Origin of the sequence: Anabaena sp. FACHB-1391 (genome assembly GCF_014696755.1) — a bacterium.
In the GTDB taxonomy this organism is placed as follows: Bacteria; Cyanobacteriota; Cyanobacteriia; order Cyanobacteriales; family Nostocaceae; genus Dolichospermum; species Dolichospermum planctonicum.
Map to the genome: position 1 here is coordinate 48,971 of NZ_JACJQS010000028.1, position 14,064 is coordinate 63,034.

The window sequence follows — 14,064 nt, forward strand, 5'->3', positions numbered from 1 at the left end:
GCTGACCTATCTTTTTTTACCATAAATCGTGACATTCTTGTCAGTTAGATCAGTTCGGAAATAGCTGTAATTAATTCAAATACATCTATGGGTTTAGGAAGATACTTTTGAAAACCAGCGTTTAATACTTGATTGATGACTTCATTTGCAGTATAACCTGTGAGTGCGATCGCTGGAATTTGTCTTTTCTGGGTGGATTCTAAAGACCTGATTTGGTTTAGTAAACTATAGCCATTTTCCTCGGGCATCCCAATATCAGTGATTAAGATATCTGCTGGAAACTGTTGGAGACATTTTAATGCTTCCCTAACAGAATCCGCAGTCATGACTACTGCTCCATACTCTTCCAAGGCAAAAACCAAAAACTCACGGACATCAATATTATCATCAACAACTAAGACTTTTACACCATCAATAGTTGAATGTGGGGAATTGTTGAGCGACTTGCTCAAGGGGTTTAGCTCTGGCTGTGACTGGAGTAATGGTATTCTAACTGTAAAAGTTGCTCCCTGTCCCTTACCTAAACTTTTAGCCCAAATATTTCCCCCGTGCAATTCTACCAAGTGACGGACAATTGCTAAACCTAGTCCCAGTCCGCCATAATTTCGGGTATTGGAAGCATCAGCTTGACGAAAATAGTCGAAAATATAGGGCATAAAATCAGGACTAATACCAGATCCTGTATCAATTACTTGAATTTGTGCTTCTGAGCCTACTGTGTTTAGTCTGATTTCAACTTGTCCTCCGGGGGATGTAAACTTAATCGCATTAGTGAGCAAATTCCAGACAATTTGTTGTAAACGAATTGGATCACCTAATACCATCACATTATGAGATGCAATTGTCAGCAATATTTTAATTGACTTAGCTTTGGCAGCTAAATACATAGTATTAATTGCGGTTTCAATTGGTGATACTAAGTTGACTGGGTGAATATTGAGGCTGACATTACCTCGAACCATTCGAGAAATATCTACTACATCTTCAATTAATTGGGTTTGTGATTTGGCGTTGCGTTCAATAGTTTCTAAAGCCAGTGCTGTTTTTTCGGGACTTAATTTCCCAGATTGCAGCATTTGTGACCAACCAATTATAGAAGTCAGAGGCGATCTTAATTCATGAGAAAGTATGGCTAAAAACTCATCTTTAATGCGATTAACTCGTTGAGATTCCTCGTAAAGATGGGCATTATTCATTGCTAATAATAGCATTTGCGCTAACTGCACTAAAATAGCTTCATCATCTTCTGTAAAATCACCTTCATATTTATCAGAAAGGTGCATAAAACCAATGTGTTTACCTTTAATATCAATCAGTGGTGCTACCAGCCAACCGCGCAGGGGTAAATTGTTATTAATGTTATTAATTGCGGCTGGATGTGCTTCTAGTTCAGTCTGAGTCATTCGTATTGAATTTTGGATTTGACAACCTAACCTATAAAAATCAGATTCATCAAACTTTTCATAATTTTCCCGCCACTGTTCATATTTATCTGCAAGATGAACTGTATGAACTGCTTTTGTGCAACTTTCATCTATTTTAATACTAATGATTGATTGGTGCGCTCCGATAATTTCCGCAGCTTGCTGTGTAACCAATTGCAGTATATTATGAGTTGATAGTGTTGAATTAATAGTCAGAGATAAATCAGCTAACTTTTGCAAACGATTAGTGATTTTGAGAGTCATAGCATATTCTTCTAATTGTTGATTAGCTTGTTTGAGGCTGTCTGCTTGTTCTGATAAATTAGTATATAACTGAGCATTTTCTAGGGAAATAGCAGTTTGGGTCATTAACAAATTCAAAACTTCAATTTTATTATATGTAAATGCCCCTACAGTTAGCTGATTTTCTAAATATAAAATACCCATAAATTTACCTTTGTGAATAATAGGAAGACATAACAAACTTTTAGGTTGCTGGGAGACAATATAAGAATCAGCAGCTATTAACAGATTAGTTTTAATATCATCGGTTACGAATATTTTCGCCGTATTATAAACATAATTAATCACATTGATAGGAATATCTTTACTTAAATTCACCGGGGTTGATTCTTGGATAACATTTGCATTATCTATTTTTATGGCTTCCACAAATAGATGATTATTTTTAACTAGAATTAAAACAGATTTACTTGCACCGCTATTTTCCATCATCACTTGCATTAATGTTGATAGCAATTTATCTATGTGGATTTCACTAGCAATTACTTGAGAGAATTTTATAACTGTTTTCAAATCAATAGCCTCCGAAATACTATTATTTTTAGAAATCATCATTGATACAGGTTTTTTTCCTGCTTGTAGAGTCTTAGCAAGTAATTGGGGATAGGATTTTTCTAAATGGTCTACCTTAGCTTTTCCTCCCCAGCGTAAATAGCCATAATATGCTTTTGTCATATATAATGAAGCAATTTCATTTCTACCTAAAGATAAATAAAACTCTGCCGCTAATTCATAAGCTAAAGCTTCTTCATGAAGATATTCATAATTATTTGCACCTTGAATAGATCGGTCATAATATTCCATTGCTAAAAGCATTTGCCCTAAAACTCTAGCTTTTTCAGCCTCTATCAGGTCATATTTATGTTGATAATTCATTGGGGCATTAACAGCCCAATACTGCATCTTTTGCTGATTTGCTAAAACTTGTTTCATGGACTCCAGTTGTTCATGTTCAGACTGATAATTATATGCAGCCAAAAGAGACAAAGAATAGTAAAAATTATGTTGGCTGACAGTAATTTGTCCTGGCACAGATATTATATATTGTTTAGCAAAAATAGCATTATCAAGAGCTTTTTTGTATTCTTTAAACAAATAAAATTGCATGGTTTTAGTTAGATAAAATCCAAAGAGAGAGTGATAATTTTTATTATTAACTAAAAATAGAAACAAGTCCTCAGTAAAAAAATCACCATTAAATTGGCATTTATCCTGATTTATTGCTTGCAAATTAAATATTATTTGTTGCCAAGTTTTGATATTTTGAGTATGCCAATCGAGTTTTCTATGAGAGATTAAAGCAGCACAATTTTCTAGATATTCAGATACAGTTATTAAATTTTCCCCAGCAAATAACATCATGAACATATTAAACGTATAAGCAAAACCTAAAAAGTCTGTTTCACCTATTTTCCAGCCATATTCAGCAATTTCTTGTAAAGGAACTATAGATCCTCGAAAATGCTGTTTCCAATAAATAATATGAGAATACCATAATATTAAAATTCTGAACCTGATCACTTGATTATCAAACTGCTCTGATAAATTAAGAGCTAATTTTCCATAACTATATCCAGTATTAATATCTGAAAACCTATCGCAGACTATCAAGCCATAACAAATATAAGTATAAGCAGACTCCACAGAATTGCCATATTTAATAGCCAGATTTATTATAGTAAGTATAATCGGCAATTCCATCTCCAATTGTGAGAAATAAGCTATAAAACCAAGTCCCATTAGTATCCCCATTGCTGCAAGTTTATAAGGATCTGTCATTTTTGGTAAATGGATTAAATCCTCAACATTAACATTTATTAGGGGTACTTCTTCTACAGTAACTTCTAGTTTCTCTAATAATTTTAGACCCGTATCAAAGGTTAATTCCATGTCATGCATGAGCATTTGCTTTTTGTATACCTTAACTTCATCTAGTACACTAATTGCATTTTTCCTAACTATTTCTATATAAGTTATTGCTTGCTCAGGATGAATATTTAAATATGCTGCCTCCACCGCTTCTATATAAAGGTTTAATGTTAGGTTATATTCATGCTGCCAACTATCTGCTGCAAGTAATGATAAACCTTTTTTTAAATACCTAAAAGCAGCATCATAAGCTGTAGCTAATTTGGCTTTAGAACCGGCAATTAAATTTAGTTGAGCTACTGCATATTTTTCTGACTGAATCGTAATTAAATCCATGCCAATATTCAACTGATTCACAATTTCAAATATATTTTCTTCTATGTCTTTTTCCGAGGTATTTTTTAAGAGCAATTGCCCAACTTTTAAATGGGTAGATTGTTTTTCCTGGTCAGGAATCAAAGCATAAGCAGCTTGCTGTACACGATCATGTAAAAATCTGTAACTAAATTTCTGTTCTTCGTAGTTATGAACTGCTGATAACTGTTGATTATTAAGTAAATCAGATTGAAAGAAGTTGTAAATTTTTGTTGTCGGAATTATAAATTCTTCTAACAATGCTTTCCACAAATCTACCGCTGTTTCTATCTGAGATTTTTCATTAATTTTTGCTAATGTATCTAAATTAAATTGGTTGCCAATACAAGCGGCCAGCTTTAATACTGATTGAGTTGATTCAGGTAATTTTTGTAATTGCAGTGCGATAAATTCTACCACATCATTAGTGATAGCTAAAGCTTGAATTTGTGCGATATCACACTGCCAATAATGACAATCAAAGTTAAAGCGAATTAAACCATCTTCATAGAGAGATTTGATAAATTGGTGGCTGAAAAAGGGATTTCCCTGGGTTTTTAGATAGACTAATTGAGTAAAAGGTAGAGCTACTGTAGTCGGACAATTGAGAGTATCAGCAATGAGTTGATTGAGATCAGATTGATTGAGAGAATTTAGGGTAATAGTATTAATTATAGATACAGTTATAGATACAGTTTTGCGGATATTCTCAATAGTTAATATTAAAGGATGTGTAGCAGACACTTCATTATCCCGGTAAGCACCAATTAACAATAAATAACTAATTTCATTTGTAGTCATTAGTAATTGCATCAATTTAAGAGAAGCCAAATCTACCCATTGTAAATCATCAAGAAATATGACTAAAGGATGTTTTTGAGTGGTAAAAACATGAATAAATTTCTCAAATAGCAAGTTAAAACGATTTTCTGTGGCCATGGTGGACAATTCTGGAACAGGAGGCTGTTTACCAATAATTTGTTCTAATTCTGGGATAACGGCAATAATAACTTGAGCATTTTCTCCTAACGCAGACAGAATTTTAGTTTTCCATTTTTGCAATTGAGTATCACTTTCAGTTAATAGTTGATCTATTAAATTTCGGAAAGCTTGTATAAATGCAAAAAAAGGAATATTGCGTTGAAATTGGTCAAATTTACCTTTAATAAAATAACCCCTAGCACAAACTATGGGTTTATGAACTTCATTAACTACAGCGGTTTTGCCAATTCCCGAATAACCAACCACCAGGAGCATTTCCTTATTATTAGCACAAATACGCTCAAAAGCTGTGAGCAGAGTTTTTACTTCTACTTCTCTACCATACAGTTTTTCAGGAATAGTTAGGCGATCGCTAATATCTCTTTTTCCTAATTCAAAAGTCTGAATATTTCCAGTTTCTTCTCCAGCTTTTATACACATTTCTAAATCATACTTAATCCCATGGGCAGACTGATAGCGATATTCAGCATTTTTCGCCATCAATTTATGAATAATTGCCGATAAAATCGGGGGAATATGACTATGGATATCATGTAATAATGGAGGTTGTTTAGCAATATGGTAATGTATCAATTCTATGGGGTCATTACTAGCAAAAGGTAATTCTCCAGTCAAAAGCTCAAAAAATGTCACACCTAAAGAATAGAAATCTGTCCGGTAGTCAACCAAGCGGTTAATACGTCCAGTTTGTTCTGGAGATAAGTATGATAGAGTTCCTTCCAGAACATTAGGACTAGCGAGAGTTTGAGTTTCTCTCTTAAGTAAGCAAGCAATACTAAAGTCAATTAGCTTAACTTCTAAGGTGCTAGGTTTAATCAGAATATTAGCGGTTTTTATATCTTTGTGAATCACCCTTTGATGATGCAATTCTTGTAAAATAGAAACTATTTGTAGAGCAATAGTGAAAAATTCTTTTAATCCTACTGCGCTGTTTCCCATACCTCCTGCCCCCCATTCTTTGATTTTTTCCTGGAGAGAAACACCCCCAAAATCCTCCATTACCAAAGCATAGCCGTTTTCATAATTTTCCAGTCCATAGGTTTTAATAATGCCGGCAATATTCAGATTTTTGATAATAGTATATTCATTACGAAACTGCACCAATTTCTCGAATTTTGGGTACTCCTGACGTAAAAATTTGATAACTACTGATATTTGGTCTTTTTCTCTTATGCATCGAAAGACCAAAGTTTCACTACTAGAATAAATTTTTTCAACTATTTTATAACCTGTTAATTTTACCATTTGCATATCCCATAAACCCATAAAATTTTTTTCACCAAATGTTTGTCACAATAGCGAAATAAAAGTGCTTGTGATAATGGCTGCTATTTTTTTCATGATCATCAATTCAAAATCAAAAATATCATAACGCAAAAGTTGCCATATTGCCAATAACCACAGAATTTTATTCATACCTCATCCTTGAATTGCAGTGGTTAATTCATTTGTAACAATTTGTGAAGCAATAACACAGAAGCTTGGAAGCCCCATATCTGTGCAGCCTCCTTTACTTCGTGTTCTTTGCTACTTTGTAGTTTATTGGTTCGTAATTTTATTAATTTTATTATTTATACGTAAGTATGTTTATTTATCCCTGATCATCAGCTGTTACGCACTTAAATTGTATAATCCTAAAGTTGATATCCCCAACTTTTTTAATAAGTCAGGGATATGAATTTTAGAGACTATTAATATCAATACCTTTAGCTTCTAATTTTGCTAATAAGTCTTGATAATTTTGACGTTCTTGTTCAGCACGTTGATTTAATTCTAGAAATGTGAGAAACTTTTTTCCATCTGCGGAGGAAATACTTTACTTAAGTCTAGCGATAAATCAGGGAAACAGGGTAAAGATATCACTTGATTTGGTAAGACAATTCGCCTATTTGCATAACCAAATTGACATTGTTTATTTTGATATGGTTTACTGTAACATTCTCAGCAATTATCTAATAAATTAAATATCCAATAATCAACAATTCCGGCTTTTGCATACAGAGGTATTTTTACCTTTTGGTCATAATCTATTGCAGCATCTGCAACTTCTAGGAAGTTCCCGCAATAAATTACGTAAACAAGTTTCATACGCTCTACCTTTTGATACCATTTCTATCAATTCTCCGTTAATTAATTGAATGTGATGCCTACGGCGAGCGCAGCTATCATCTTCTTTGAAAAAGCCGATTTCGGTGAGTTGGTGATATTCTTCCAGAGTAAAACTTTTAACCTGAATCCTAGTCATATATCTTGCTCCTTGAGGAATTGCCATTACATATATTCTAAAATGTGCCAAGAATTGCTATGCTAGAATCATAGTAACTATTAAGGAAACAATGCGATCGCCTACTCTTACCCCGACAATGACTGCTTTTCCCTTGGCCGCTGTAGTTGGCCAAGAAGCAATTAAAATAGCTTTGCTGTTGACAGCAGTAGACCCCGTTTTGGGGGGTGTGGTAATTGCAGGTCGTCGCGGTACTGCTAAATCTGTAATGGCGCGTGCAATCCACGCTTTATTACCACCTATTGAAGTTGTGAAAGCTTCTGTTAGCAACTGTGACCCCAACCATCCAGAAGAATGGGATGATAAACTCTTAGCTGAACAAAGACAGGAGATAGAAACGGAAATTATTCCCGCACCTTTTGTGCAAATTCCCCTGGGTGTGACTGAGGACCGGCTTTTGGGTTCTGTGGATGTGGAACAGTCGGTTAAGCAGGGTGATACAGTATTTCAACCGGGGTTACTCGCTACAGCTAATCGAGGTGTGCTGTATGTAGATGAAATCAATTTATTAGATGACCAAATTAGTAACCAACTTTTATCGGTATTATCGGACGGACGTAACCAAATTGAACGGGAAGGAATTAGTTTTCAACATCCTTGTAAACCGTTGTTTATTGCCACCTATAATCCCGAAGAAGGGGCATTAAGAGAACATTTACTTGATAGAATAGCGATCGCCTTATCAGCAGACGGAGTTCTGGGTATAGATCAAAGAGTACAGGCAGTTGCACAAGCGATCGCCTATTCCAAGTCTCCCACAGAATTCCTGCAACAATACAGCGAAGACATAGACTCCCTGAAAACCCAAATCATCCTGGCACGGGAATGGTTAAAGGAAGTCACCATTACCCCAGAACAAATTACCTACCTCGTCAATGAAGCCATTCGCGGGGGTGTGGAAGGACATCGCGCAGAACTATTTGCAGTGCGCGTAGCCAAAGCCGCTGCGGCTTTAGAAGGACGTAATACCGTAACAGCGGATGATTTACGTCGCGCTGTGGAATTGGTCATAGTTCCGAGAACCACGATCATCCAAACACCACCAGACGAACAGCAACCACCTCCACCTCCACCCCCACCACCAGAAAACCAAGACGAGTCGGAACAAGAAGAAGAACAAGAGTCAGAACAGGAAGAGGAAAAAGAAGAAGACCAAGAACAGCAAGAACCCCCAGACATTCCCGAAGAGTTTATTTTTGACCCAGAAGGGGTAATTCTTGACCCAGAGGTGCTTTATTTTACTCAAATGGCACAACGTCAAGGTAAATCGGGAAGTCGCAGTATTATCTTCTCAGACGACCGGGGACGGTATATCAAGCCAATGATTCCCAAAGGTAAAGCCCGACGCATCGCCGTAGATGCCACATTGCGAGCCGCAGCCCCATATCAAAAAGCACGCCGAGCTAGACAGCCAGATAAAAAAGTCATTGTTGAACAGGGAGATATTCGTTCTAAGCGGTTGGTAAGAAAAGCCGGCGCTTTAGTCGTATTTGTTGTAGATGCTTCTGGTTCAATGGCTTTAAATCGGATGCAATCTGCTAAGGGTGCAGTCATGCAGCTTTTAACAGAAGCCTATCAAAATCGTGACCAAGTATCTTTAATCCCCTTTAGAGGAGAACAGGCAGAAGTATTATTACCCCCTACCCGTTCCATTGCTTTAGCTAAAAATAGGTTAGAAAGATTACCCTGTGGTGGCGGTTCACCCCTAGCACATGGTTTAACTCAAGCCGTGCGGGTGGGGATAAATGCCCAAATGGGTGGCGATATCGGGCAGGTTGTTATCGTGGCAATTACTGATGGACGCGGTAATATTCCTTTGGCTCGTTCTTTAGGTGAACCCATGGAACCAGGAGAAAAACCAGATATCAAAGCCGAATTATTAGACATTGCAGCCAGAATTAGGGCTTCGGGAATGCAATTGTTAGTCATTGATACGGAAAGTAAATTTGTATCCACTGGCTTTGCCAAAGAATTGTCAAAAACCGCTGGTGGTAAGTATTATCACTTGCCGAAAGCCACTGATAAAGCGATCGCCGCCATGACTAGAGGTGCTATAGCTGACATGAAAGCAAAGTAAATTAACGTAAATCAACTTTTCGTGGTTTTGTTTTATTATATACAGCATAACTACGAAAAAATCAATTTATATTTTTTGAAAATTAATATTTGTACTGCTGCCAATTATGTCTAGGTATTAGACCACTGAATAATACTCCTCAAAGAGACTAATTGACTCCATGTGACATCAGCATGGCTAAAACCCCAAGGATTTTGTAAGTGGAAAGTTCCATTAGTGGCATTATAAGATGTAATGGTGTAAGCATGACCATTAACCACACCATAATCACCACCATAGACAAAAGCTGCCGTTAAAACCTGATGAGAATTAACCAAATTAATCAGTTGAGTTTGAGTCATATTAACGGCTTCAAATGATGAAGTTCCTAATCCCGTTACCTGACGAATTACTGTATCCATCCAACCAGTTTCTATGGCTGCGTAGGAATTATTTTGAGTATCACTGTAAGTACGACTCCAACCAGATTCAGCTAATTGGGCATAGGCTTTTTCTGCTAAAGCTACCCAAAGTTCATTGCTATTAGAAGAAACCGAGCCTCCACCCCAACCAGCATAAGCGGCATAACCACCAGAAGTTGGCAAGTAACGATCTACTGTGACATAATCAGCTACGCCATTGTTATAAAAACGCACAGTGAAGGTATTATCACCATTGTTCGTAAACATATTTTGGATGTAATCAGGTTTTTCCCGGGCTATAGAAGCTAAAGTTACTAGATAATAGCAGTCTCCCACCGCTCCTTGGTAAATGTCATCAGCACTAAGTCCATTTTGGAACAGAGAACCACTAACATAACTATAGGTATAACTGGAACTGGTTAAATCAGGTCTATCATTTCCTAAGAACCACTTACCAATCAGATTTTCCATTTGGGTAGCACTACTACCGGCAAACAAGTTACCAATACCGGAACGAGTGTTAGCAACGTCACTATTAGCAATTTTATTAGATAGGACCTTCACGGAATCAGCCATAGTGAAAAAGGTAGAGTTACTAACAAGAGTCCGTAAGTCAGTTAACTCATTGGCATTAATTACACCACCATCTTTAGCATCACGGAAAATAGCAATCATGTCATTGCGACTCAAATTACCATCAGCCGCTAAGGAACTGGTTAAAGCGATAATTTGAGCATCTCGGAGATTTTGACTATACCAATCTGTTAACGACAAACTGTAAGTAGTATTACGACTATATTGATATATCCGCACATAATAAGTACCCGCACTCAACTGACGAGTAATGGATTCCGAAGTAGTACCACCAGCAGTAGAACGGGAAATTACACCACCAGAACTATTGAGTAACTGAACATCCGCATCGGCACTCAAGCCTGTTAAACTCAAACTAAACTTACTTTGTCTTTCCACATTGAATTTATAGTAATCGTTAGTATCAGATCTTCCTACCCAATCACTAAAACTTTGAGTTGCTGTTAATGCACCAACAGCACGGGCTGTAGCTGTGGTATTTCCCGCATTATCAACAGCAGTAGCAGTTAACGACAAACTGTAAGTAGTATTACCACTATATTGATATACCCGCACATAATAAGTACCGGCACTCAACTGACGAGTAATGGATTCCGAAGTAGTACCACCAGCAGTAGAACTGGAAATTACAGTACCAGAACTATTGAGTAACTGAACATCTGCATCGGCACTTAAGCCTGTTAAACTCAAACTAAAGTTACTTTGTCTTTCCACATTGAAACTATAGTAATCGTTAGTATCAGCTCTTCCTACCCAATCATTAAAACTTTGAGTTCCTGTTAATGTACCAACAGCACGGGCTGTAGTTAGGGTATTTCCAGCATAATCAACAGCAGTGGCATTTAACGACAAACTGTAGTTAGTGTCACCACTATATTGATATACCCGCGCATAATAAGTACCAGCACTCAACTGACTAGTAATGGATTCAGAAGTATTACCAACAACAGTAGAACGGGAAATTACACCACCAGAACTATTGAGTAATTCAATATTCGCATCGGCACTTAAACCTGTTAAACTCAAACTAAAGTTACTTTGTGTTCCCACATTGAATTTATAGTAATCGTTAGTATCAGCACTTCCTACCCAATCATTAAAACTTTGAGAGCCTGTTAATCTACCCACAGCACAGGCTGTAGCTAGGGTATTTCCCGCATAATCAGCAGGTACATTTAATGATGGAAGTTGCTGTAAACCAGGATCTGTGGGATTAGGATTTAAAGGATCTTTATCCAGGTAATTTAAGGAATTAGCCAATCCTGATAAAGAGGAATCAAAAGACTTTTCAGAATTATCAAACATAATGGACTCCTAAATCATTTATGAAAATGTGGATTTGTATAGGGTTGGGAATGCTGACCGACAATACTTATCCTCAGTACACCTCAACTGTTCAGTATTGTTTCCACAAAAGTCAGATCTGAATCTCTCTCAATCAATAAAATGAAAATATTCACACTAATTCAACCCTGATCAGGGTTATCAGGGTAAGTTTCGTCAAAACTTTTAAGATTCAAATATTTGACAATATTTTTGTATAACAATTAACTGTCACGAAATCAATATAAAAAGTAAATTAACGGGAGTCAAAAATTCGTATAATTATTGAAATCATTATTAATTAAATAAACAGCAGTACAAATAATTAATAATTAATATTCGTACTGCTTTCAATGATGTCTAGGTATTAGACCACTCAATAATACCTCTCAAAGAGACTAATTGACTCCATGTGATATCAGCATGGCTAGAACCCCAAGGATTCCGTAAGTGGAAAGTGCCATTAGTGGCATTATAAGCAGTAATGGTGTAAGCATGACTATCAAACACACCATAACCACCACCATAGACGAAACCCGCTGTTAAAACCTGATTAGAATTAACCAAATTAATCAGTTGATCTTGAGTCATATTGCTGACGGATTGGGAAGTAGCGCTTAATCCCGTTACCTGACGAATTACTGTATCCATCCAACCACCTTCTATGGCTGCGTAGGAATTATTTTGAGTACCACTGTAAGTACGACTCCAACCAGATTCAGCCAACTGGGCATAGGCTTTTTCTGCTAAAGCTACCCAAAGTTCATTGCTACTAGAAGAAACCGAGCCTCCACCCCAACCAGCATAAGCGGCATAGTTTCCATAAGTTGGCAAGTAACGATCTACTGTGACATAATCAGCTACACCATTGTTATAAAAACGCACAGTGAAGGTATTATCACCATTGTCCGTAAACATATTTTGGATGTACTCAGGTTTTTCCTGGGCAATAGAAGCTAAGGTTGCTACATAATAGCAGTCTCCCACCGCTCCTTGGTAAATGTCATCAGCACTAAGTCCATTTTGGAACAGAGAACCACTAGCAGACTGATAGGTATAACCTGTATCGGGGCGATCAGTACCTAAGAACCACTTACCAATCAGATTTTCCATTTGGGTATCACTACTACCGGCAAACAAGTTACCAAAACCGGAACGAGTGTTAGCTGCGTCACTATTGGCAATCTTATTAGATAAGACCTTCACGGAATCAGCCATAGTGAAGAGAGTGGAGTTACTAACAAGAGTCCGTAAGTCAGTTAACTCATTGGCATCAATTACACTACCATCTTTGGCATCGCGGAAAATGGAAATCATATCATTGCGACTCAAATTACCATCAGCAGCTAAGGAACTGGTTAAAGTGATAATTTGAGCATCTAGTAGATTTTGAGTATACCAATCTGTCGGAGTTGGTGTGGGAGTTGGTGTGGGAGTTGGTGTGGGAGTTGGTGTGGGAGTTGGTGTGGGAGTTGGTGCAACATCAGTAGCAGTTAACGACAAACTGTAAGTAGTGTCACCACTATACCGATATACCCGCGCATAATAAGTACCGACACTCAATTGACGAGTAATGGATTCTGAAGCATTACCACCAGCAGTAGAACTGGAAATTACAGTACCAGAACTATTGAGTAACTGAACATCTGCATCGGCGCTCAAGCCTGTTAAACTCAAACTAAAGTTACTTGGTGTTGTGACATCGAAACTATAGTAATCGTTAGTATCAGCACTTCCTACCCAGTCACTAAAACTTTGAGCGCCTGTTAATGTCCCAACATTACGGGCTGTAGCTAGGGTATTTCCCGCATTATCAATAGGTGCAACAGCAGTAGCAGTTAACGACAAACTGTAAGTAGTGTCACCACTATACCGATATACCCGCGCATAATAAGTACCCGCACTCAACTGACTAGTAATGGATTCAGAAGTATTACCACCAGCTTCAGAACTGGAAATATACTCACCAGAACTATTGAGTAATTGAACATTCGCATCAGCGCTCAAGCCTGTTAAACTCAAACTAAAGTTACTTGGTGTTGTGACATTGAAACTATAGTAATCGTTAGTATCAGCACTTCCTACCCAGTCACTAAAACTTTGAGTTGCTGTTAATGTCCCAACAGCACGGGCTGTAGCTAGGGTATTTCCCGCATTATCAACAGTAGTAGCATTTAAGGACAAACTGTAAGTAGTGTCACCACTATACCGATATACCCGCGCATAATAAGTACCGACACTCAATTGACGAGTAATGGATTCTGAAGCATTACCACCAGCAGTAGAACTGGAAATTACAGTACCAGAACTATTGAGTAACTGAACATTCGCATCAGCGCTCAAGCCTGTTAAACTCAAACTAAAGTTACTTGGTGTTGTGACATTGAAACTATAGTAATCGTTAGTATCAGCACTTCCTACCCAGTCACTAAA

General features: G+C 37.1%; 5 protein-coding genes and 1 pseudogene. 1 reads left to right on the forward strand and 5 read right to left on the reverse strand.

Annotated features, from left to right (window positions below; translation table 11 throughout):
- Positions 1 to 44: 44 nt before the first annotated feature.
- The 3 genes and pseudogenes from H6F62_RS14015 to H6F62_RS14020 all read right to left on the reverse strand — a co-directional run bounded on the left by H6F62_RS14015 (position 45) and on the right by H6F62_RS14020 (position 7,197).
- The gene (locus tag H6F62_RS14015) at positions 45 to 6,218 is read right to left on the reverse strand and encodes an AAA family ATPase (protein ID WP_190372298.1); all 6,174 of its coding nucleotides are present in this window, start codon (positions 6,216 to 6,218) and stop codon (positions 45 to 47) included.
- 24 nt (positions 6,219 to 6,242) lie between these two features.
- The gene (locus H6F62_RS21235; RefSeq protein WP_255501582.1) at positions 6,243 to 6,368 is read right to left on the reverse strand and encodes a hypothetical protein; all 126 of its coding nucleotides are present in this window, start codon (positions 6,366 to 6,368) and stop codon (positions 6,243 to 6,245) included.
- 357 nt (positions 6,369 to 6,725) lie between these two features.
- Positions 6,726 to 7,197, reverse strand: a pseudogene (locus H6F62_RS14020) (Uma2 family endonuclease).
- Between the two features lie 91 nt (positions 7,198 to 7,288).
- Between H6F62_RS14020 and bchD the strand changes: the two are divergent.
- Positions 7,289 to 9,313 (forward strand): magnesium chelatase ATPase subunit D, encoded by a 2,025-nt coding sequence (bchD, locus tag H6F62_RS14025; RefSeq protein ID WP_137908867.1) that lies wholly within the window; start codon positions 7,289 to 7,291, stop codon positions 9,311 to 9,313.
- Between the two features lie 110 nt (positions 9,314 to 9,423).
- Here the strand turns inward: bchD and H6F62_RS14030 are convergent, their stop codons facing one another.
- Together H6F62_RS14030 and H6F62_RS20545 are read right to left on the reverse strand one after the other, a co-directional pair.
- A complete protein-coding gene (locus tag H6F62_RS14030; protein ID WP_190372299.1) occupies positions 9,424 to 11,613 on the reverse strand; it encodes a pre-peptidase C-terminal domain-containing protein in 2,190 nt (729 codons plus the stop codon).
- Positions 11,614 to 11,991: 378 nt separating this feature from the next.
- Positions 11,992 to 14,064, reverse strand: a 2,073-nt coding sequence (locus H6F62_RS20545) for a pre-peptidase C-terminal domain-containing protein (protein WP_199306434.1), incomplete at its 5' end; no start/stop codon positions are given.